Here is a 22,393-nt window from a genome sequence, read left to right on the forward strand (position 1 = left end):
CCGTCACCTGGTGCGGCTGGCCCGTAATCGACGGGTCGACGTCGCGTGGGTGCCCGGTGTTCATGCTAGGTCCGTGGGGCCAAAATGAGTTTTAAAGGTGATCCTCTCGGATGTCCTTTGGTCTCGCGGGCCTTGACTCCTTTCTACTCCAGGACATCAGCAAGTGGAAGCCCTGGATGCGCTTCTTTACTTTTGGGTTCAAAGAGGATGAACCGGTCGCGGAAGGGTGGATTGTGAGGAGCACCGCAGGTCAGGCGGTCGCCACACGGCGCCGGCTCGCGTACCAGACGAGCCCGGCGGTGGCCGCCGCGGCCCCTATGGCGGCTGCCGCGAGCAGTGCCGGACGCGGCGGCACGGCCAGCCGCTGCTTCAGCCGGACCGGGCGGTGGAAGTCCAGAATCGGCCACCCGCGCGCGAGAGCTTCCTTGCGCAGGGTCCGGTCCGGGTTCACCGCGTGGGGGTGCCCGACGGCCTCCAGCATCGGCAGATCCGTGGCTGAATCGCTGTACGCGAAACACTCCGCGAGGTCGTACTCCTCGGACTCGGCCAGCTCCCGGATCGCCTCGGCCTTCGTCGGGCCGTAGGCGTAGTAGTCGACCTCGCCGGTGAAGCAGCCGTCGTCGCCGACGACCATCCGGGTCGCCACCACGCGGTCCGCGCCCAGCAGTTCACCGATCGGCTCGACCACCTCGGCGCCGGAGGTGGAGACGATCACGACGTCCCGCCCGGCGGTGTGGTGCTCCTCGATGAGGGAGGCGGCCTCGTCATAGATGATCGGGTCGATCAGGTCATGAAGGGTCTCGGCGACTATGGCCTTCACTTGTTGGACGTTCCAGCCCCGGACGAGCGTGGAGAGATACTTCCGCATCCGCTCCATCTGCTCGTGGTCGGCACCGCCCGCGAGGAACACGAACTGGGTGTACGCCGTCCGCAAGGCGGCCCTGCGGTTGATCAGACCGCCTTGGTAGAACGACTTGCTGAAGGTGAGCGTGCTCGACTTCGCAATGACCGTCTTGTCCAGGTCAAAGAAGGCCGCTGTGCGGGGCAAGGAGTGGTTTTCCACGGGGCAGAGCATATGCGCCCACCATTCGGGCTAGTGTGGGGCGCGTGGGTTTGCCTGAGATGGCTCTCGGGTACACCATGGAAGTCACGGATCGTTCGCGACCGTGCTAACCCGGCCCGACTCCTCCCCCCCCGAGTCGGCCGTGGAGACGACCCCCACTCTCCCCCCCGGTGGGGGTCGTCGCATGTCCGGGCACGTTTCCCCTTCGTATCGCCGCCCACGAGGCGCCTGTCCGCCCTCGTGGGCATTCCTATGCCCTTGTACAGGATCTGTCACTGTGTGTAGCTGACGGGCTGCGCTGTGGAAGCCGTACCCGGGTCGCCTGTTCGGGTGACGGCGATATTCACAAGCGTCGAGTTGTCCACAGTTTTCGGACCAAGATCCACACGATTTCCCGGATCGCTGCACCGTGATTCCAGCGCGTCCCGACGGCGGCGAGTTCATGGCCCGTCCGGATTCTCGGACGCGTTCGGCCGGTTTCCCCCGGGCGCCCATATGGCGGCCGGTCGCCGGCTCTTCACACAGGACTTGAACACGGGCGCCCGAGAACCGGGCGTTCCTGAACGGGCGAACGGGCGGGATTCGCGAGGGCGCCGACGGACGGCGCCCGCGCATCCCGTGCGGAACGCAGCGAAGGGGGATGGAGATCGTGACGGGAGCCGTCATCGACGACCGCTCGTCCACCGCCGACGGGCGGCAGGGCAGGCCGTTGATCGTCACCGAGGACGTGGAGCTGCTGGACGACCTGCTGCGGCTGTGTGCGGCCGCGGGAGCAAGGCCGGAGGTCCATCACGGGGTGCCGGAAGGGCGGGGCAGGTGGGAGGCGGCGCCGCTGGTGCTCGTCGGCGACGACGCCGCATGCCGACTGCGCGGGGCGGCGCGCAGACGGGGAGTGGTGCTCGTCGGCAAGGACCAGGACGACTCCGGGGTCTGGCAGCGGGCCGTGGAGATCGGTGCCGACCACGTCCTGATGCTGCCCGACGGCGAGCAGTGGCTCGTCGACCGTATCGCCGACGTGGCCGAAGGGGTCGGCAGGCCCGCGCTCACCGTCGGCGTGATCGGCGGCCGGGGCGGCGCCGGCGCGTCCACGCTGGCGTGCGCCCTCGCCGTCACCTCCGCGCGGCAGGGCAGGCGCACGCTCCTCGTGGACGCCGACCCGCTGGGCGGCGGACTGGACGTCCTCCTGGGCGGCGAGAGCGCCGAGGGGCTGCGCTGGCCGGCGTTCGCCGCCTCACGCGGACGGGTCGGCGGCGGCGCCCTGGAGGAGTCGCTGCCCGAGCTGCACTCCCTGCGGGTCCTGAGCTGGGACCGCGGCGACGCCGTGGCCATCCCGGCCCAGGCCGTACGCGCGGTCCTCGCCGCCGGTAGACGGCGCGGGGGAGCCGTCGTGGTCGATCTGCCCCGGCGCATCGACGAGGGTGTCGCCGAGGCCCTCGCCCAGATCGACCTGGGTCTCCTGGTGGTCCCCGCCGAACTCCGCGCGGTCGCCGCCTCCGCGCGCGTCGCCTCCGCGTTCGGCATGGTCCTGCGCGACCTCCGCGTGGCGGTGCGCGGACCGTACGCCCCGGGCCTCGACGACCAGGAGGTGGCCCGCCTCCTCGGTCTGCCACTCGCGGGCGAGGTGCCCACGGACATCGGGGTGCTGGACGGCGTCAAACCCCCGGGAGGCGTGCCGCGCGGACCGCTCGCGCGCTTCTGCGACGGGTTCTGGGAGCGCGTGCCGGTCGGGGGTGAGGGCCGATGAACGGGACGGTGGACGACGGGCTGTTGGACGGCGTGCGGCAGTGGCTGGTCGAGAGCGGGGCCGAGCCGACGCCCGCGCGGGTTGCTCAGGCTCTGCGCGAGCGAGGGCGGGTGCTCGGGGACGCCGAGGTGCTCGGGGCGGCTGAGCGGTTGCGGTCGGAGCTGGTGGGGAGCGGGCCGTTGGAGCCGCTGCTCGCCGATCCGTCGGTCACCGATGTGCTGGTCTCGGCACCGGACCGGGTCTGGGTGGACCGTGGCGGCGGCCTGGAGCTGACCGGGGTCTCCTTCCCGGACGCGGCGGCCGTACGGCGCCTCGCGCAGCGCTTGGCGGCGGTCGCCGGACGCCGACTGGACGACGCCCGGCCATGGGTGGACGCCCGGCTCCCGGACGGCACCCGGCTGCACGCGGTACTGCCGCCGGTCGCCGTGGGATCGACCTGCCTCTCCCTGCGCGTCGTACGGCCCAGGGCGTTCACGCTCGCGGAGCTGGCGGCGGCGGGCACGGTACCGCCGGGCGGCGACCGGGTCCTGCGGGCGCTGATCCGATCCCGGCTGTCGTACGTCATCAGCGGCGGCACCGGGACGGGTAAGACGACGCTCCTGAGCGCGCTGCTCGGGCTGGTCGACCCGGGCGAGCGGATCGTGCTCGCCGAGGACTCGGCGGAACTGCGGCCCGACCATCCGCATGTGGTGCGGCTGGAGGGCAGACCGGCCAACCAGGAGGGTGTGGGGCTCGTCGAGCTCCAGGACCTGGTGCGGCAGGCGCTGCGGATGCGGCCGGACCGGTTGGTGGTCGGAGAGGTCCGCGGGCCCGAGGTCGTGTCCCTGCTGGCCGCCCTCAACACCGGGCACGAGGGCGGCTGCGGCACCCTGCACGCCAACGCCGCCGCTCAGGTACCGGCCCGGCTGGAGGCGCTCGGCACGGCCGCCGGGCTCGATCGGGCCGCGCTGCACAGCCAGTTGGCGGCCGCCCTGTCGGTGGTGCTGCACCTCGTACGCGACCGGGACGGGCGGCGCCGTATCGCCGAGGTGCACGTGCTGGAACGGGACGCGTCGGGCCTCGTGGTGACCGTGCCCGCACTGCGTTGGGGCCCGGAGGCATTCGTGTACGAGCGGGGCTGGGAGCGGCTGCGGGGGCTGCTTCTGGGCGGGCACCAGGACGGGGTGCCGGGGCCGCCTCGGCGGGACGGGGCGAGTGGGGTGGCTCCAGACAGGCGTCGAGAAGGGGCGTGTGGGGCCCCTCCGGACGGGCTTCGGGAAGGGGCGCGTGAGTTGCTTCGGGACGGGTTTTCGGCAGAGGCGCGTGAGTTGCCTCGGGGCGGGCTTCGGGAAGGGAGCGGGGCGCTGTGACGGGGGTGGGTGAGGTGTCGGTCGGGGCGGCGGCGTGTGCCGGGGCGGCCGCCTGGATGGTGGGCGGTCGGTGGGACGCCGGGGCGCGACGGGCTCGGTTGTTGTTGTCCGGTGGAGGGGCGGTGGGGCCGCCGCTCCGGGAACGGGTGTCGGCCAGGATCAGGGGGCTCGGGAGCGAGTGGTGGGCGCCGGTCGTCGGGGTGGTGGTCGCCTTGTTGGGGGCCTCGGTGCTGCCGGTGGTCGCGGGCGCGGCCGGGGTGCCGTTGCTGCGCCGGGTGCGGAGGGCGGCGGAGGAACGCCGGGCGCGGCAGCGGCGGGGCGATGCCGTGGTCGCGTTGTGCGCGGCGCTCGCCGGGGAGGTGCGGGCCGGGCGCCAGCCGGGTGAGGCGCTGAACCGGGCCGCACGGGACTCGGGCGGGCTGGGCGAGGCGCAGGCGGTGGTGCTGGCGGCGGCGAGATTCGGCGGGGACGTGCCGGGCGCGCTCGCGGACGCGGCACGGCAGCCGGGCGCCGACGGCCTGCTGGGGCTCGCCGCGTGCTGGCGGGTGGCCGTGGACCGGGGCGCGGGACTCGCGGCCGGGCTCGACCGCCTGGAGGGTGCCCTGCGCGCCGAGCGGGACCAACGGGCCGACCTGCACGCCCAGTTGGCGGGCTCCCGGTCTACGGCGGTGATGCTCGCCGGGCTGCCCCTTCTCGGTCTGCTGCTGGGCACCGCGCTGGGCGCCGACCCCCTGTGCGTGGTGCTGCACAGCATCGCCGGGTTCGGCTGTCTGCTGGTCGGGGCGGTGCTTCAGAGCGTCGGTCTGTGGTGGGCGTCGCGGATCGTACGGGGAGCGGAGGCGGTGTGAGCGAGGAAGTTTTCCACAGGCTGGGGATGGCCCTCGGCGCGGTTGTGGGACTGTGGTGGCTCGCCCGGTCGATCGACACCGCCCGACGCGAACGGCGGCTGCGCGCACGCCTGGCCGCTGTGTTGACCCTGGCGGCGGAGCCACCCGTACGGAACCTCGCGCTCCGGGCGACTGTACGGCGCTGGGTGCCGATCGCCGGGGTGGTGTGTGCCGGGTGGGTGCTGGTCGGTGGCCTGCCGGGGCTGTTGCTGGGGCCGGCCGCCGGGCTCGGGGCCTGGTGGTGGTTGCGGCGGGCGCGGAGCGCGGTCGAAGGGGCGGCGGAGCCGTACGACAGGGCGGAGGCCGCGCGTCAACTGCCGCTCGCCGCCGATCTGCTGGCCGCCTGCATCGCGGCCGGGGCGAGCCCCGTGGTGGCCGCGAGAGCCGTCGGGGAGGCCCTGGGAGGGCCTGTCGGGGAGCGGTTGGCCAGGGGCGCCGCAGAGGCGCGGCTCGGGGGCGAACCGGCCGAGGCGTGGCGGGCGTTGGCCGCGCTCCCCGGTGCCGGACCACTGGCCCGGCTTCTGGAACGGGCGGACAGCTCCGGCGTACCGGCCGCCGCCCCCGTCGCCCGCCTGGCAGCCGAGGCCCGCGCCGAGTGGGGCCGCTCGGCGACGGAGCGGGCCCGCAAGGCCGGCGTGATGATCACCGCCCCGGTGGGGCTGTGCTTCCTGCCCGCCTTCATCGCGGTGGGCGTCCTGCCGGTGGTGATCGGGTTGGCGGACGGGCTGATGGGAGGGGGTGGTGGATGAACGGGCGTACGCGAGGGGCGGGTGACGGGTGACGGGCAGAGGTGGCCGCCGGTCGGGACCAATGGCCGGAGGCCGGCAAGGAGCCGACTGGTGGCGGCCGAGACCGGCGGCTGGCAAGGAATCGCCGGTGTCGAACAGGGACGGCGACCGGCGGAGACAAGCGGTCAGTGATGGCCGACGACGAATAGTGACCAACTGTCGGAAACAGACAAACGACGGAACAGAGCCTCACGGGGGTTGAGATGTTCAAGGCAGTGCGAGACAGGGTGCGGGTTCGACTGGTGTGGGCCGTGATGGTCCGGGTGCGGGCCGCACGGAAAGACGCCGGAATGGTGACGTCCGAATATGCGGTGGGGATCATCGCGGCCGTCGCCTTCGCGGCGCTGCTCTACAAGGTGGTGACCAGCGGACAGGTCCAGGCGGAACTGCAGCAGATCGTCACGAAGGCACTCCGTGGCGGCCGGTGAGCCGCGCCGGCGCGGCAGGGCCCTGGGCGGCGACCAAGGGTTCGTGACGGCCGAGGCGGCCATGGTCCTGCCCGTGCTGGTGATCTTCGCGATGGCGTTGGTGTGGGCCCTGCTCGCCGCCTGCGCCCAGATCCAGTGCGTGGACGCGGCGCGGGTCGGGGCCCGCGCCGCGGCCCGGCAGGACCCGCCGGGTGCGGTCGAGGCGGCGGCCCGGCGTGCGGCGCCGGACGGGGCGCGGATCAGCGTGGATCGGGAGGGCGACTACGTCCGGGTGACGGTGTCGGCGCGGTCGCCGGGGCCGGGCCGTATGGGTGTCGACCTCAGCGATGACGCCGTGGCGTTGGCGGAGGAGACGGTGGGGGTGAGCGGTGGATGAGGAGGGGCGATGGAGGCCGTGGTGGTGAACGCGGTGAGGAGGGCCGAGGAGGTCGCGTGGGTGAGCGGCGGATGAGGAGGGGCGAGGAGGGCCGTGGGGATGGCCGGCGGATGAGTGCGGGCGTGTGGTCGGGGCGGCTGCGGAGGCTCACCTCCTCGGGGCGGCCGTGGCCGGGCGCTGGGCCTGGGCGGCTTCGGCGGGCGGGGCGGTCGGACAGAGGGTCCGCGACCGTCTGGGTCGTCGGTGTGCTCGCCGTGTTGTGCGTGGTGTTCGGTGCCGCGCTGGCCGTGGGCCAGGCCGTGGTGGTGCGGCACCGGGCGGCGGCTGCGGCCGACCTCGCGGCCCTGGCCGCCGCCGACCACTGGATGAAGGGCGGCGAGGCCGCCTGCGCGACGGCGGAACGGGTGGCGAGGGCCCAGGACAGCCGGGTGGTGCGCTGCGAAGTGGAGGGAGAGATCTCGGATGTGACGGCGGCTTCGGGCGTGGGCCCGTTCATGGCGGAGGAGAGGGCGAGGGCGGGCCCGCCGGGTCCGGTGCCTGATTAGGGAGCCCGCGGCAGCGTCCTGTCAGCGACCGGTGGGGCGGGCGCCCCGCGCAGCAGTTCGCCCAGCAGCCGTACCGCCCCCCGTTTGTGCAGTGGCTCGTTGCCGTTGCCGCACTTGGGGGATTGGATGCAGGACGGGCAGCCGGCGTCACATTCGCAGGAGGCGATGGCCTGGCGGGTGGCGGTGAGCCAGGAGCGGGCCGTGTGGAAGGCGCGTTCGGCGAATCCGGCGCCGCCGGGGTGGCCGTCGTAGACGAAGACCGTCGGCAGCAGGGTGTCGGGATGGAGCGGGACGGAGACGCCGCCGATGTCCCAGCGGTCGCAGGTGGCGAACAGCGGGAGCATGCCGATGGAGGCGTGTTCGGCGGCGTGGAGGGCGCCGCCGAGGATCTCGGGGTTGATGCGGGCGGCGTCGAGCTGGTCCTCGGTGACGGTCCACCAGACGGCGCGGGTGCGCAGGGTACGAGGAGGGAGGTCGAGTTTGGTCTCGCCGAGGACTTCGCCGGTGATGAGGCGTCGGCGGAGGAAGGAGACGACCTGGTTGGTGACTTCGACGGAGCCGTAGCACAGGCGGCCGTCGCCCCAGGGGACTTCGGTGTCGGTCTCCAGGACGGCGATGGCGGTGGTGTCGCGGGCGACGGTCGAATATGGCGGCTCGGCCTGTTCGACGAGGGCGACCGAGTCGTCCAGGTCCAGTCGGCGCACCAGGTACGTACGGCCCTGGTGGAGGTGGACGGCGCCCTCGTGGACGGTGGTGTGGGCGGCGCCCGCGTCGACCGTGCCGAGGAGACGGCCCGTGCCGGACTCGACGATCTGCACGGGGCGTCCGCCCTGGCCCCGTATGTCGGTCAGGTCGGCGGCCCGCTCGCGGCGGGTCCAGTGCCAGGCCTTGGCGCGGCGGCGGAGCAGTTTCGCGGCCTCCAGTTGCGGCAGCAGGCTCTCGCACTCGGGGCCGAAGAGGGGCAGGTCCTCGTCGGTCAGAGGTAGTTCGGCGGCGGCAGCGCACAGATGGGGGGCGAGAACGTAGGGGTTGTCGGGGTCGAGGACGGTCGATTCCACCGGTTGCTCGAACAGGGCTTCGGGGTGGTGGACCAGGAAGGTGTCCAGGGGGTCGTCGCGGGCGACCAGGACGGCGAGGGCGCCCTGGCCTGAGCGGCCGGCGCGGCCCGCCTGCTGCCAGAGGGAGGCGCGGGTGCCGGGGTAGCCGGAGATGAGGACGGCGTCGAGGCCCGAGACGTCCACGCCGAGTTCGAGTGCGGTGGTGGCGGCGAGGCCGAGGAGTTCGCCGGAGTGGAGGGCGCGTTCGAGGGCGCGGCGTTCCTCGGGGAGGTAGCCGCCGCGGTAGGCGGCCACGCGGCGGGCGAGGGCGCGGTCCACCTCGGCGAGGCGTTCCTGGGCGATCACCGAGATCAGCTCGGCGCCGCGCCGGGAGCGTACGAAGGCGACCGAGCGGACGCCCTGGACGGTCAGGTCGGTCAGGAGGTCGGCGGTCTCGGCGGTTGCCGTACGGCGTACGGGCGCTCCCTTCTCGCCGTGGAGTTCGGTGAGCGGGGGCTCCCAGAGGGCGAAGACCAGTTCGCCCCGGGGGGAGGCGTCGTCGGCGACCTCGACGACCGGGAGGCCGGTGAGGCGGGCGGCGGCAACCGAGGGCTCGGCGGCGGTCGCGGAGGCGAGGAGGAAGACGGGTTCGGCGCCGTAGCGGGCGCAGAGGCGGCGCAGACGGCGCAGTACCTGGGCGACATGGGAGCCGAAGACGCCCCGGTAGGTGTGGCATTCGTCGACGACGACGTACTTGAGGGTGCGCAGGAAGGAGGACCAGCGGGGGTGGGAGGGGAGGATGCCCCGGTGGAGCATGTCGGGGTTGGTGAGGACGTAGTTGGCGTACTGGCGAATCCACTCGCGTTCCTCGACGGGGGTGTCGCCGTCGTACACGGCGGGGCGTACCGCATTGCCGAGAGGTTGTGAAATTTCCTTCACGGATCTTCGCTGGTCCGCCGCGAGCGCCTTGGTGGGGGACAGGTAGAGCGCGGTCGCGCCACGGCCGTTGGGGGCCTCGGAGCCGTCCAGGAGGCGGGAGAGGACCGGGACGAGATAGGCCAGCGACTTGCCGGAGGCGGTGCCGGTGGCGACCACGACCGATTCGCCGTCGAGGGCGTGCTCGGCGACGCGTGCCTGGTGGGACCAAGGGTGTTCGATTCCGGCTGCCTGGACGGCGGCGACGACCTCCGCGCGGATACGGTCGGGCCAGAGGGCATGGCGGCCCGTGCGCGGGGGCACATGCTCCGTATGAGTGATGCGCGAGGCCCGGCTCGGCCCCGAGACGAGGCGGTCCAGGACCGTGCGCGGGTCCACCCGGGAAACGGGGCCCGTCGCATGTCGATCGGATCGGTGATTCTTGGCCATCGGCACCGAGTGTGTCACCGGCGTGACGGACAATGGAGCCAAGGCGTCGTGCACGCCTGCCGGTAAGTGATTGAATGCCATCGCGGCTGGCGAACCGTCCCGGGGGCTTCAAGCCGAGGTGTCCCGAGGGGCGAACGCTCGATAGCAAGGTGCTGGAGGATCCGTGGACCTGTCCCTGTCGACCCGTACCGTCGGCGATCGTACGGTCGTCGAGGTCGGTGGCGAAATCGACGTTTATACCGCGCCCAAGCTGCGTGAGCAGCTGGTCGAGCTGGTCAACGACGGGAGTTTCCACCTCGTCGTCGACATGGAGGGCGTCGACTTCCTCGACTCCACCGGGCTCGGCGTGCTGGTGGGCGGCCTGAAGCGAGTACGGGCCCATGAGGGCTCGCTGCGCCTGGTGTGCAACCAGGAGCGCATTTTGAAGATCTTCCGCATCACCGGTCTGACCAAGGTGTTCCCGATTCACCAGTCGGTCGATGAAGCGGTGGCGGCCACTGACTGATCACAACCGTCCCGGGCCGCGCGCCCGGCACGGCAAGAGACAAGTGAAGGGGGACCGGGCCTCGAAGGGGGCCCGGCCCTCCGACCGCACGCCCGAAGTTCCTAGGGGGATGCATGGCCACCGTTGAACTCCGCTTCAGCGCGCTGCCCGAGCACGTCCGTACCGCCCGACTGGTGGCGGCAGCGGTGGCACGCAGGGCCGGAGTGGACGAGGCCGTCCTCGACGAGGTCAGGCTCGCCGTCGGCGAGGCGTGCACCCGCGCCGTCGGGCTGCATCAGAGCGGCGGTATCTCGGCGCCGGTGCATGTGTCGCTGATCGAGGAGGAGAAGCAGTTCTCCATCGAGGTCGGAGACGAGGCGCCGCACGCCGTCCCCGGTGAGTCCTCGGGCGGTGACGCGGACGTGGACAGCGAGGAGGACGACATGGGCCTCGCGGTCATCAGCGGCCTCGTCGACGACGTGGAGGTCACGGCCGGGGAGAACGGCGGGCTGATCCGTATGAGCTGGCCGACGACACCGCCGGCCGCCGTGTTGACCTGACCGTCGTGCCGAGCCGTCCGCCGGGCTGATCCCACCCCGCACGGCTGCACCTCGTACGGCCACCCGCCGCATGCCGTACGCGGTCAGTCCGACAAGCTCAGTCCGACAAGTAGTACCGCAAGGGCCCTGCTGAGCAGGGCCCTTTGCATTTCTTCCGATCCCCGTTCATCGGAACACCGGAATTCGTGAAGGAATTCACGATCAAACACCCGATAATTCGATCAAGGGTCAATGCCTTTGAGGCATTACTTCTTTCGAGTAATGTGGCGGTGCGCGGATCATTTGCTGAACGGGATGTGAAGGCCAATTCCGTTTACCGTGCACTGTTTTGATCAGGTTCCGCTCCCTACAATCCGTCCACATCTTGAGCTCAGCCCAAGCGTCAAGGAGGACGAATGGCGGGGCTTTCTACCCCTCAGCTAATTGATCACCCCACAAACTTCGCAGCCGCGGTGCTGACCGACGACAACCGGATCATCGTTCTGGTGATCGCTGTCGTGGCAGTGGCCGCGCTCGTCGTGGCCGGAGTCCTGGTGCGCCAGGTGCTCGCGGCGGGTGAGGGCACCGACAGCATGAAGAAGATCGCGGCCGCCGTACAGGAAGGCGCGAACGCCTATCTGGCACGGCAGTTGCGCACGCTCGGCGTATTCGCCGTCGTCGTGTTCTTCCTGCTCATGCTGCTGCCCGCGGACGACTGGAATCAGCGCGCCGGACGATCGGTGTTCTTCTTGATCGGCGCGGCGTTCTCGGCGGCCACCGGCTATATCGGCATGTGGCTCGCCGTACGCAGCAATGTGCGCGTCGCCGCGGCGGCCAGAGAAGCCACACCGGCCCCCGGCGAGCCGGAAAAGGATCTCACCCTCGTCTCGCACAAAGCGATGAAGATCGCTTTTCGCACGGGTGGCGTCGTCGGCATGTTCACGGTGGGACTCGGACTCCTCGGTGCTTCGTGCGTGGTCCTGGTGTACGCCGCCGACGCGCCGAAGGTGCTGGAGGGCTTCGGCCTCGGCGCCGCTCTCATCGCCATGTTCATGCGTGTCGGCGGCGGCATCTTCACCAAGGCCGCCGACGTCGGCGCCGACCTGGTCGGCAAGGTCGAACAGGGCATTCCGGAGGACGACCCGCGCAATGCCGCGACCATCGCCGACAACGTGGGCGACAACGTCGGCGACTGCGCCGGAATGGCCGCCGACCTGTTCGAGTCGTACGCCGTGACCCTGGTCGCCGCGCTGATCCTCGGCAAGGTGGCCTTCGGCGACTCCGGTCTCGCGTTCCCGCTGATCGTGCCCGCGATCGGCGTGCTCACCGCGATGATCGGCATCTTCGCCGTCGCCCCCCGCCGCACCGACCGCAGCGGGATGAGCGCCATCAACCGCGGCTTCTTCATCTCCGCGGTGATCTCCCTGGCGCTCGTCGCCATCGCTGTCTACGCCTATCTGCCGTCCTCGTACGCCGACCTCGAAGGCGTCACTGACACGGCGATCGCGGGCCACGACGGCGACCCGCGGGTCCTCGCGGTGGTAGCGGTCGCCATCGGCATCCTGCTCGCCGCGGTCATCCAGCAGCTCACCGGCTACTTCACCGAGACCACCCGGCGCCCGGTGCGCGACATCGGCAAGACGTCGCTCACCGGCCCCGCCACGGTCGTCCTCGCCGGTATCTCCGTCGGCCTGGAGTCGGCCGTCTACACCGCGCTGCTGATCGGCCTCGGCGTCTACGGGGCGTTCCTGCTCGGCGGTACGTCGATCATGCTCGCTCTGTTCGCCGTGGCGCTGGCCGGCACCGGTCTGCTCACCACGGTCGGCGTCATCGTCGCCATGGACACGTTCGGGCCGGTCTCCGACAACGCCCAGGGCATCGCCGAGATGTCCGGCGACGTCGAGGGCGCGGGCGCGCAGGTGCTCACCGACCTGGACGCCGTCGGCAACACCACCAAGGCGATCACCAAGGGCATCGCCATCGCCACCGCCGTACTCGCCGCCGCCGCGCTCTTCGGCTCGTACCGCGACGCCATCGTCACGGCCGCGAACGACGTCGGCGAGAAGGTCTCCGGCGCGGGCGCGCCCATGAACCTGATGATGGACATCTCGCAGCCCAACAACCTCGTCGGGCTCGTCGCGGGCGCCGCGGTCGTCTTCCTCTTCTCGGGGCTGGCGATCAACGCGGTCTCGCGGTCCGCCGGGGCCGTGGTCTACGAGGTGCGGCGGCAGTTCCGTGAGAAGCCCGGGATCATGGACTACAGCGAGACGCCCGAGTACGGCAGGGTCGTCGACATCTGCACCAAGGACGCCCTGCGCGAGCTGGCCACGCCCGGACTGCTCGCCGTCATGGCACCCATCGCGATCGGGTTCACCCTCGGCGTCGGCGCGCTCGGGGCGTATCTGGCGGGCGCGATCGGCACGGGCACGCTGATGGCCGTGTTCCTCGCGAACTCCGGCGGTGCCTGGGACAACGCCAAGAAGCTCGTCGAGGACGGTCACCACGGTGGCAAGGGCAGCGAGGCCCACGCCGCGACCGTCATCGGCGACACCGTCGGCGACCCGTTCAAGGACACCGCGGGGCCGGCCATCAACCCGCTGCTGAAGGTGATGAACCTCGTCGCGCTGCTCATCGCGCCCGCGGTAGTCCAGTTCAGCTACGGCGAGGACAAGAGCGTCGGGCTGCGCATTGCCATCGCGCTGCTCGCCATCGCCGTGATCATCGGGGCGGTCTACGTGTCGAAGCGGCGCGGAATCGCCGTGGGTGACGAAGGCAACCCCGAGCGGGTGGCCAAGCCCGCCGACCCTGCGGTGGTTTCGTAGGCGGTCGCGTCAGTGGGCATACGGGCGTTGCCCCGACAGCCCAGCTCAAAGGGCGGGCGGACGGCGCGAGTTGACGCGTCGGCCGCCCGCCCTTCTGCGTGCGCCCATGGGGGCCGTGAGCCTTCTCTCCCTTGGTGCAAATGGTTACAAAAAGGTTTACAAAGGGTGCACGTCATATAGGTGTCGCCTGTTCGGCGTGTATGTTCCGGGGCCGAGAGCCACGGAAGGGACCAATCCGGTGAACAAGAAGCTCGTGGCCGCACTGTCCGGCGGTGCGGTACTGGTACTGGCGCTGTCCGGCTGCAGCAGCGACGACGACACGAACGAGAAGCTGAACTCCTGGGCCAAGCAGGTCTGCGACGACGTACAGCCGCAGATCAAGAAGATCGCGGCGGCCAATGCCTCGATCCAGAAGGAGACCTCGGACGACAGCGCACCGGTGGACGTCCAGAAGGCCGACTCCCAGGGCTTCCAGGACATCTCCGACGCGTACAAGGCGATGGCGACGGCCATCCAGAAGGCGGGGGCGCCCGATGTGGAGGACGGGGCGAAGAAGCAGAAGGCGGCTGTCGCCGAGCTGAATCAGCTGTCGTCCGCCTATGCCGCGCTGAAGACCAAGTCGGATGAACTGAACACCAAGGATCAGGCGAAGTTCGCGGACGGGCTCGAAGGGGTCGCGACCGAGCTGGAGAAGTTGAGCAAGACAGGGAGCAACGCGCTGAAGGAGTTGGAGAAGGGGGAGGTGGGGCAGGCGATGGCCGAGCAGGCGAGTTGCAAGTCGGCGACGGCGTCCGCGGGTGCTTCGGCTTCGGCTTCTTCTGCGGAGGGGTGAGCAGCGGGGCGCCCTGAACTGGGGAGGGCGCCCGGTGCTGGGGCTGAGCGGGGGTGGGTTTCGCTTGCCGGCGCTTACAGGGTGCCGCTGCGCCCACCCGTGCCGCCCCAGCGGCACGACTGCCCGCAGCTAAGCGGGACGCGGTCGCCCGCCTGCGGCTGCGGCAGGGGCGACAATGGCAGGCGTGACTGACTCCACGTTGTCTGACCTGCCATCCGTCGACCGGTCCGAAGTTGCTGAGCGGCTTCGGGAGGCTCTGATCGGTGCTGAGTTCACCGCTGATGGGCTGCTTGAGCTGCTCGGGGCGTCCGCCTATGCCGCTCTGGCTCGGAGTGAGGTGGTGCCGGCGCTTCGGGCGACTCGGGGGGACAGCCCGCTGGAGGCACTGGTTCGGCTGTTCCTGTTGCAGCAGCCGGTCGCACGCGCACGCGTGGAGGGCGTTCTGCCCGTCGACGTGTGTGTGGAGAGCGGGTGGCTGCGTCGGGTCGGGGAGGAGCGGGACGAGGTCGCCGCCGCTGTCGACGTGCGGCCCTACGGCGGTCCCGAGGGCGAGGACTGGTTCATCGTTTCCGATCTCGGATGTGCCGTGGGCGGGGCCGGGGGGATCGGGCAGCGGGACGAAGGGGTCGTGCTCGGGGTCGGCGGGGCTTCCACCACCCTGGCCGGGATCACCGTGCGGACGCCCGTCGGGGCCGCCCTCGATCTCGGGACCGGGTCCGGCATCCAGGCGCTGCACGCCACCCGGCACGCCACTCGGGTGACGGCGACCGATCTCAATCCGCGCGCGCTGCACATCACGGCGCTCACGCTGGCGCTCTCCGGCGCACCCGCCGCCGATCTGCGCCAGGGCTCCCTCTTCGAGCCGGTGGCGCGGGACGAGACCTTCGACCTCATCGTCTCCAATCCGCCGTTCGTGATTTCGCCGGATGCCCGGCTCACCTACCGCGACGGCGGCATGGGCGGGGATGATCTGTGCCGGACGCTCGTTCAGCAGACGGGGGAGCGGCTGAACGAGGGCGGGTTCGCGCAGTTCCTCGCCAACTGGCAGCACGTGGAGGGGGAGGACTGGCAGGAGCGGCTCAGGTCGTGGGTGCCGCGCGGGTGCGACGCGTGGATCGTGCAGCGGGAGGTCCAGGACGTCACGCAGTACGCCGAGCTGTGGCTGCGCGACGCGGGCGACCACCGGGGTGACGTCGCCGAGTACCAGGCGCGGTACGACGCGTGGCTCGACGAGTTCGAGGCGCGGAAGGTGAAGGGCGTCGGTTTCGGGTGGATCACCCTGAGGAGGACCGCCGCCGCCGAGACCGCGCCCTCGATCACCGTCGAGGAGTGGCCGCATCCGGTCGAACAGCCGCTCGGGGAGACCGTGCGGGCGCACTTCGCGCGGATCGACTACCTACGGGCCAGCGATGACGCGGCGCTGCTCGCCGGGCACTTCCGGCTCACCGGCGAGGTCGTCCAGGAGCAGGTCGGGCTGCCCGGCGCCGAGGACCCCGAGCATGTGGTGCTGCGCCAGAACCGGGGAATGCGCCGGGCCACCAAGGTCGACACGGTCGGCGCCGGATTCGCCGGTGTGTGCGACGGCACGCTCAGCGCGGGCCGGATTCTGGACGCCATCGCCCAACTGGTGGGCGAGGACCCGGTCGCCCTGCGCGACCGTACGCCGGTCCAGATCAGGCTGCTGGTCGAGCAGGGGTTCCTCGAACCCGCCGGGTGAGTGCCGTGAGGGCGCCGACGGGTTTCGGTGGGACCCCGTCGGCGTGACGGCGAGCCCGATCCGGGCCACCTGCATCGGCGTGACCTGGCGACGGCTTCCGTCCCCCTCCCATGACGTCCGGCCCTCCGTGACCGATTCCGAACCGTCCGGTGACCGTACTGGTACGGCTCGCGGCGCCCCCTCCCCGTAGCGGATGGGGCGCATCCGCACCCCTGGGGCCCCTGTGTCCGCTCTGGCTGGATTGGTCAGGAAAAGGGCTCCTGTCAGTGGTGCGTGCGAAGCTATTTTCAAGAGACGGATTCGACGTGTCCTCGGGGGAGGCACGCGCTGTCTCTGGGGATCGGGGGATCGCGATGGCGGGGATGGCGGGGGAGACGCCGGAGCAGGGCCAGGGAAGGATCATCAACGGCCGGTACCGGCTGCTGCGCACCCTGGGCGCGGGCGGCATGGGCCGGGTGTGGCTCGCGTACGACGAGGAGTTGGCCTGTGAGGTCTCCCTCAAGGAGATCTCCCTGCCCGCCGTCCCGATGGACGCGGCCGAGCCCGCCGTGGGGGTCCCCCCGATCGAGCGAAGCCGAGAGCGGGGGAGGATCGCCCGGGCCCGCAGCGAGGCCCGGCACGCCGCCCGGCTGCGCGGACATCCGCATGTGGCCACGGTCCACGACGTGGTGCTGCACGACGGACTGCCATGGATCGTCATGGAGTACGTGCCGGACGCGATCGACCTCCAGGCGGTCGTACGGCAGCGGGGGCCGCTCACACCCGAGCAGGTGGCGCGGATCGGGCTCGCCGTCCTCGACGCGCTCACCGCCGGCCACCGGATCGGCATCCTCCACCGCGATGTGAAACCGGCCAACATCCTTCTCGCCGCCGACGCCTCCGGCGACCCCTACGCGCGCGTGCTGCTCACCGACTACGGCATCGCCCTCCAGCCCGAGTCCCGCGAGCCCCGGCTCACCGCCACCGCCGGCATCCTCGGCACCCCCGGATATCTGGCCCCCGAGCGCGCGCGGGGCGAGCCGCCGACACCGGCCGCCGACCTGTTCTCGCTCGGCGCCACGCTGTACGCGGCGGTCGAGGGCCGGGGCCCCTTCGACCGGCAGGGCGAGTACGCCACGCTCACGGCCCTGCTCGGCGAGGAGCCCACACCACCCGCGCGCGCCGGTGAACTGGCCACCGTGCTCCACGGGTTGCTCATCAAGGACCCGGTACGACGGCTGTCGCCGGAAGCGGTGTCCCGAGGGCTCCAGCGGGTCGCGGGCACGGGCGGTGCCGCCACGCCACCCGGCTGGGGAACCACACCCGCCACAGCCGCACCTCAGGGCTTCGGCCCCGCCCCCGGCACACCCGGAGGCGCCCCCAACAACACCCCCGGCACGCCCCACGGATACGCCGCGAGCGCCCCGCCCGGCCATGCGGCCGCCGCCCAGGGCAGCGGGGGAGCGCCCCACACACCGGGCGCGCAGCACACCCCGGGTACGCCCAACACACCCGGAACCCCGGGGGCTTCGCCCATGCCGTACGCCCCTGGGGCGCCGCACAACCCGTACACGCCGGGCGCCCCGAACACGCCCGGCGCGCCCCCGACGCCGAACAGCCCGCACACCCCGGGCGCCGGTCCGTCCACCCCGGCCGGGACGCCCGGCGGCCCGATGCCGTACGGCCCCTGGCAGCAGGCCCGGCCCCGCGGCCCCTACGACGGCTACAACCCTTACGGGGGAGGCCAGTCGGGGCCGTACGGGGCCGTACCCGGGCAGCAAGTCCCCGCGTACGGCGGCACCGTGGGCAATCCGTCGTCGCCGTACGGGGGCAGGGGCGCCCCGCCCCCGGGGAACGCCGGATTCCCCACGATGACGGCCGGTGCTCCGCAGCCGGGCGGGGTCAAGAGGAGGACACCCGCCGCCGCGATCGTGGCGATCGTGGTGGCCGCCGTGCTCGTGGTGGCCGGCGGGACCTGGGCAGCGGTCAACGTGCTCGGCCGTGGCACGTCGAACTCCTCGTCGTCGGGCTCCCCGACGCCGGACGGACCGTCACCCGGGTCGGAGTACCCGTACGGGAAGCAGGCCGCCCTGAAGCAGCCGCTGGAGGTGGGGGACTGCGTCAAGGCCGTCTGGACGGGGACGGCGTTCGAGTCGCTGCCCGACCTCGGGGTGGTGGACTGCGACGAGGACTGGCCGGACGGTCAGGTGGTGGCGCTGGAGACGGCGTCCGACTACGAGGACGCGCGGGACAACGGGGCGGAGCGCTGCGCCGACCAGGCCGGCCCCACGGCGGAGGCCCTGCCCGACGCCGGGGTCTACGCGCTGCTTCCGACGGAGGAGGGGTTCACCACGGCCAAGGGCGGTACGGCATGTCTCGTACTCGGCAGGCACGTCGGGATCGGCGGCGAGGTGGGCCGGCTCCGGGACAAGGGCACGAACCTGTGGCCGACCCAGATGGCCGTCGGCGACTGCTGGGACTACACCACGCGGGAGGACGAGGGATACGACGCACCGCTGACCGACTGTGCCGAAGCGCACACCGACCAGGTGGTCGGTTCGGTGCAGGCACCCGACAGCATGACGTTCCAGGGCGCCCTCGACGAAGGCGGCAAGCTCTGCACCAACAGGTTCGAGACGACTTGGGCACCCGGTGCCGACCTGATCGTGTCGGGATGGGTCTCCGACGAGACGGAGTGGAAGAAGGGCTTCAACAAGGTGGTGTGCACGGTGCGCAACACCGACGCTACGAGGACGACCGGGAAGATACCCACGCCCGGCTCCGTCTGAGGTCCCGGACGCCTCGCGTTCACCTCGGGTTCGCGAGCCCGCCGCCCGTACGTGCCAGCCTCCCGACGCTGGGACACCGAGGAGCGGGAGCGGGACATGGAGAGCGGACCGGCGATCTTCGTGGGCGTGGTGTTCGCCCTGTTCGGAGGCGGGCTGCTGGTGTGGACCGCGGTCCGGCTGCGCCAGGGGCAGCCGGTGGCCCAGGGAGTCCGCCCTGTGATGTCGGCAACGCTCGCGAGCGTCGTCGCGGTCACCTCGCTGGTGCTCGGCGCGTGGTGCTTCACACGGATCTGAGCGGGTTCCCGGGCCTGGGGCGGCGGTTGGTGGGTGTAACTGGCAGGTGACCCTCCGCATCGGCCCGAAAGGATCGATGCACACGCCGGGCGGCAGGAATGGCGGTAGTCGGGTTACCGTTCGAGTGGCCGTTGCGGGCTTTTCCCGTTTGACACGGGGGCGGGATGTACCGTCACACTCCGCAGCGTCAGCATGACCCGACCCCCGGGCCAGGGCGGAGCCTCCCGAGAGGCACCGGTCCCCGGGGGCGCCCGACCCCGGGACGCGAGCCTGGGGAGACCCAGCGTCGACCGGAGAGAAGAGCGAAGTTGTCCCCGACCAGCGAGACCGCGAAGGGCGGCCGCCGACTCGTCATCGTCGAGTCGCCTGCCAAGGCGAAGACGATCAAGGGCTATCTCGGCCCCGGCTACATCGTCGAGGCGAGCGTGGGGCACATCCGCGACCTTCCCAACGGCGCCGCGGAGGTGCCCGAGAAGTACACCGGCGAGGTACGCCGCCTCGGCGTGGACGTCGAGCATGACTTCCAGCCCGTCTATGTGGTCAACGCGGACAAGAAGGCGCAGGTCAAGAAGCTCAAGGACCTGCTGAAGGACTCCGACGAGCTCTTCCTCGCCACCGATGAGGACCGCGAGGGGGAGGCCATCGCCTGGCACCTCCAGGAGGTCCTCAAGCCCAAGGTCCCGGTCAAGCGGATGGTCTTCCACGAGATCACCAAGGCCGCGATCCAGGCCGCCGTCGCCAACCCGCGCGAGCTCAACCAGAAGCTGGTCGACGCCCAGGAGACCCGCCGTATCCTCGACCGCCTCTACGGCTACGAGGTCTCGCCGGTCCTGTGGAAGAAGGTCATGCCGCGTCTGTCGGCCGGCCGCGTCCAGTCGGTCGCGACCCGGCTGGTCGTGGAGCGGGAGCGCGAGCGCATCGCGTTCCGCTCGGCCGAGTACTGGGACCTCACCGGCACCTTCGCCACCGGCCGTACCGGTGACGCCTCCGACCCGTCCTCCCTGGTCGCCCGTCTGCAGTCGGTCGACGGCCGCCGCGTCGCCCAGGGCCGTGACTTCGACTCGCTGGGGCAGCTCAAGGGCGCGAACGTCCTGCACCTCGACGAGGCGAACGCGCGTGCGCTGGCCGCCGCCCTGGAGAACACGCGCTTCTCCGTCCGGTCCGTCGAGTCCAAGCCGTACCGCCGCTCGCCGTACGCGCCCTTCCGGACGACGACCCTCCAGCAGGAGGCCAGCCGCAAGCTCGGCTTCGGCGCCAAGGCGACCATGCAGATCGCCCAGAAGCTGTACGAGAACGGCTTCATCACGTACATGCGTACGGACTCCACGACGCTCAGCGACACCGCGATCGCCGCCGCCCGTGCCCAGGTCACCCAGCTCTACGGCGCCGACTATCTGCCGTCCGCCCCGCGTACGTACGCCGGGAAGGTCAAGAACGCGCAGGAGGCGCACGAGGCGATCCGGCCCTCGGGTGATCGTTTCCGCACGCCGGCCGAGACCGGGCTGACCGGCGAGCAGTTCAAGCTCTACGAGCTGATCTGGAAGCGGACGGTCGCCTCCCAGATGAAGGACGCGACCGGCAACAGCGTCACCGTCAAGATCGGCGGCACCACCTCCGACGGCCGGGACGCCGAATTCAGCGCCTCCGGCAAGACGATCACCTTCCACGGCTTCCTCAAGGCGTACGTCGAGGGCGCCGACGACCCGAACGCCGAGCTGGACGACCGCGAGCGCCGGTTGCCGCAGGTGAGCGAGGGCGACCCGCTCTCCGCCGAGGAGATCACCGTCGACGGGCACGCCACCAAGCCGCCCGCCCGCTACACCGAGGCCTCGCTGGTCAAGGAGCTCGAAGAGCGCGAGATCGGCCGCCCGTCGACGTACGCGTCGATCATCGGGACGATCCTGGACCGGGGGTACGTCTTCAAGAAGGGCACGGCCCTTGTGCCGTCGTTCTTGAGCTTCGCTGTGGTCAACCTGCTGGAGAAGCACTTCGGGCGGCTCGTCGACTACGACTTCACCGCCAAGATGGAGGACGACCTCGACCGCATCGCGCGGGGCGAGGCCCAGTCGGTGCCGTGGCTGAAGCGGTTCTACTTCGGCGAGGCCGCATCTGATAGCGACTCCGTCGCGGAGGGGGCCAACGGAAGCGCGGCCGAGGCCGGCAACGGTGACGGGGATCACCTCGGTGGTCTGAAGGAACTGGTCACCGACCTGGGCGCGATCGACGCGCGCGAGGTGTCGTCGTTCCCCGTCGGCAACGACATCGTGCTGCGCGTCGGGCGCTACGGGCCGTACATCGAGCGCGGTGAGAAGGACGCCGAGGGGCATCAGCGCGCCGACATCCCCGACGACCTGGCCCCCGACGAGCTGTCCGTCGAACTGGCCGAGGAACTGCTGGCCAAGCCCAGCGGTGACTTCGAACTGGGGGCCGACCCCGCGACCGGGCACCAGATCGTCGCCAAGGACGGGCGCTACGGGCCGTACGTCACGGAGATCCTTCCCGAGGGCACGCCCAAGACCGGCAAGAACGCGGTCAAGCCGCGTACCGCCTCGCTGTTCAAGTCGATGTCCCTGGACACGGTCACACTGGACGACGCGCTGAAGCTGATGTCGCTGCCGCGAGTCGTCGGCGCCGACGCCGAGGGGCAGGAGATCACCGCGCAGAACGGGCGGTACGGGCCGTATCTGAAGAAGGGCACGGACTCGCGTTCGCTGCAGTCGGAGGAACAGCTCTTCACGATCACCCTCGAAGAGGCGCTGGAGATCTACTCGCAGCCCAAGCAGCGGGGGCGGGCCGCGGCCAAGCCGCCGCTCAAGGAACTGGGCTCCGACCCGGTCAGCGGGAAGCCGGTCGTGGTGAAGGACGGGCGGTTCGGGCCGTACGTCACCGATGGTGAGACCAACGCGACGCTGCGGTCCGGGGACAGCGTGGAGGCGATCACGCCCGAGCGTGGGTTCGAGCTGCTGGCGGAGAAGCGGGCGAAGGCTCCCGCCAAGAAGACCGCGAAGAAGGCGCCGGCGAAGAAGACGGCGACCAAGGCCGCCGCCAAGAAGGCGGCGCCTGCGAAGAAGGTCGCGGCCAAGAAGACGGCCGCCGCTTCCAAGACGGCGGCGGCGAAGAAGGCGGCGCCTGCCAAGAAGGTGGCGGCGAAGAAGGTTGTGCCGGACGCCTAGGAGCTCGGGGGTTCGGGTGAGTTGGCGGCTGCCGGTTCGTTGTGGCTTGTCGCGCCCACGCGGCGGAGCCGCAAGTCGATACAGCCCCGCGCCCCTGACTTGGCTGCTGCGGAGCGTGGCTTCGCACAGCGCTCCGCGCCTCTTGAGGGGCGCCCGTGCTGGTCGGTGGCCGGAATCTTCAC

Annotated in this window: 17 protein-coding genes; 15 read left to right on the top strand and 2 right to left on the bottom strand. The window is 71.3% G+C overall.

The annotated features are described in order from the left end of the window. Positions 1 to 250: 250 nt before the first annotated feature. On the bottom strand, positions 251 to 1,075 hold the full coding sequence (locus tag ACWD4G_RS37615) for an HAD family hydrolase (RefSeq protein ID WP_451301732.1): 825 nt from the start codon (positions 1,073 to 1,075) through the stop codon (positions 251 to 253). Between the two features lie 628 nt (positions 1,076 to 1,703). On the opposite strand from ACWD4G_RS37615, the gene ssd reads away from it, so the two are divergent. The 7 genes from ssd to ACWD4G_RS37650 all read left to right on the top strand — a co-directional run bounded on the left by ssd (position 1,704) and on the right by ACWD4G_RS37650 (position 7,180). Further along, a complete protein-coding gene (gene ssd, locus ACWD4G_RS37620) occupies positions 1,704 to 2,807 on the top strand; it encodes a septum site-determining protein Ssd (protein WP_451301734.1) in 1,104 nt (367 codons plus the stop codon). Further along, entirely contained in the window at positions 2,804 to 4,156 is a 1,353-nt protein-coding gene (locus tag ACWD4G_RS37625; RefSeq protein ID WP_451301736.1) for a TadA family conjugal transfer-associated ATPase, read from the top strand. The genes ssd and ACWD4G_RS37625 overlap by 4 nt, the downstream gene beginning before the upstream one ends. Before the next feature lie 56 nt (positions 4,157 to 4,212). Beyond that, complete coding sequence (locus tag ACWD4G_RS37630; RefSeq protein ID WP_451301779.1) at positions 4,213 to 5,004, top strand: type II secretion system F family protein; 792 nt, start codon at positions 4,213 to 4,215, stop codon at positions 5,002 to 5,004. Beyond that, positions 5,001 to 5,792, top strand: coding sequence for a type II secretion system F family protein (locus ACWD4G_RS37635; protein WP_451301738.1), 792 nt, complete (start codon positions 5,001 to 5,003; stop codon positions 5,790 to 5,792). The genes ACWD4G_RS37630 and ACWD4G_RS37635 overlap by 4 nt, the downstream gene beginning before the upstream one ends. Positions 5,793 to 6,034: 242 nt before the next feature. Then, complete coding sequence (locus ACWD4G_RS37640; protein ID WP_451301740.1) at positions 6,035 to 6,259, top strand: DUF4244 domain-containing protein; 225 nt, start codon at positions 6,035 to 6,037, stop codon at positions 6,257 to 6,259. 43 nt (positions 6,260 to 6,302) lie between these two features. Beyond that, the gene (locus ACWD4G_RS37645) at positions 6,303 to 6,635 is read left to right on the top strand and encodes a TadE family type IV pilus minor pilin (RefSeq protein ID WP_451301742.1); all 333 of its coding nucleotides are present in this window, start codon (positions 6,303 to 6,305) and stop codon (positions 6,633 to 6,635) included. A 110-nt stretch (positions 6,636 to 6,745) separates the two neighbouring features. After that, entirely contained in the window at positions 6,746 to 7,180 is a 435-nt protein-coding gene (locus ACWD4G_RS37650) for an Rv3654c family TadE-like protein (RefSeq protein ID WP_451301744.1), read from the top strand. On the opposite strand, the gene ACWD4G_RS37655 is transcribed toward ACWD4G_RS37650, so the two are convergent. After that, the gene (locus ACWD4G_RS37655; RefSeq protein WP_451301746.1) at positions 7,177 to 9,663 is read right to left on the bottom strand and encodes a DEAD/DEAH box helicase; all 2,487 of its coding nucleotides are present in this window, start codon (positions 9,661 to 9,663) and stop codon (positions 7,177 to 7,179) included. The genes ACWD4G_RS37650 and ACWD4G_RS37655 overlap by 4 nt on opposite strands. Positions 9,664 to 9,745: 82 nt before the next feature. Here ACWD4G_RS37655 and bldG point away from each other — a divergent pair, with 82 nt between their 5' ends. The 8 genes from bldG (at position 9,746) to topA (ending at position 22,211) form a co-directional block, all read left to right on the top strand. Next, positions 9,746 to 10,087 (top strand): anti-sigma factor antagonist BldG, encoded by a 342-nt coding sequence (gene bldG / locus ACWD4G_RS37660; RefSeq protein WP_451301748.1) that lies wholly within the window; start codon positions 9,746 to 9,748, stop codon positions 10,085 to 10,087. A 113-nt stretch (positions 10,088 to 10,200) separates the two neighbouring features. Beyond that, positions 10,201 to 10,626, top strand: a complete 426-nt coding sequence (locus ACWD4G_RS37665; protein WP_451301750.1) for an ATP-binding protein — start codon at positions 10,201 to 10,203, stop codon at positions 10,624 to 10,626. Positions 10,627 to 11,021: 395 nt separating this feature from the next. Next, a complete protein-coding gene (locus tag ACWD4G_RS37670; protein WP_451301752.1) occupies positions 11,022 to 13,427 on the top strand; it encodes a sodium-translocating pyrophosphatase in 2,406 nt (801 codons plus the stop codon). Positions 13,428 to 13,665: 238 nt separating this feature from the next. Next, a complete protein-coding gene (locus ACWD4G_RS37675) occupies positions 13,666 to 14,259 on the top strand; it encodes a small secreted protein (RefSeq protein WP_451301754.1) in 594 nt (197 codons plus the stop codon). Positions 14,260 to 14,434: 175 nt separating this feature from the next. Next, on the top strand, positions 14,435 to 15,976 hold the full coding sequence (locus tag ACWD4G_RS37680) for a DUF7059 domain-containing protein (protein ID WP_451301756.1): 1,542 nt from the start codon (positions 14,435 to 14,437) through the stop codon (positions 15,974 to 15,976). Positions 15,977 to 16,338: 362 nt separating this feature from the next. Then, positions 16,339 to 18,744, top strand: a complete 2,406-nt coding sequence (locus ACWD4G_RS37685) for a protein kinase domain-containing protein (RefSeq protein ID WP_451301781.1) — start codon at positions 16,339 to 16,341, stop codon at positions 18,742 to 18,744. 96 nt (positions 18,745 to 18,840) lie between these two features. Then, the gene (locus tag ACWD4G_RS37690; protein WP_451301782.1) at positions 18,841 to 19,038 is read left to right on the top strand and encodes a hypothetical protein; all 198 of its coding nucleotides are present in this window, start codon (positions 18,841 to 18,843) and stop codon (positions 19,036 to 19,038) included. A 308-nt stretch (positions 19,039 to 19,346) separates the two neighbouring features. Then, entirely contained in the window at positions 19,347 to 22,211 is a 2,865-nt protein-coding gene (gene topA, locus ACWD4G_RS37695) for a type I DNA topoisomerase (protein ID WP_451301758.1), read from the top strand. The last annotated feature ends 182 nt before the right edge of the window (positions 22,212 to 22,393 follow it).

The organism is Streptomyces sp. NPDC002643, from assembly GCF_053592555.1.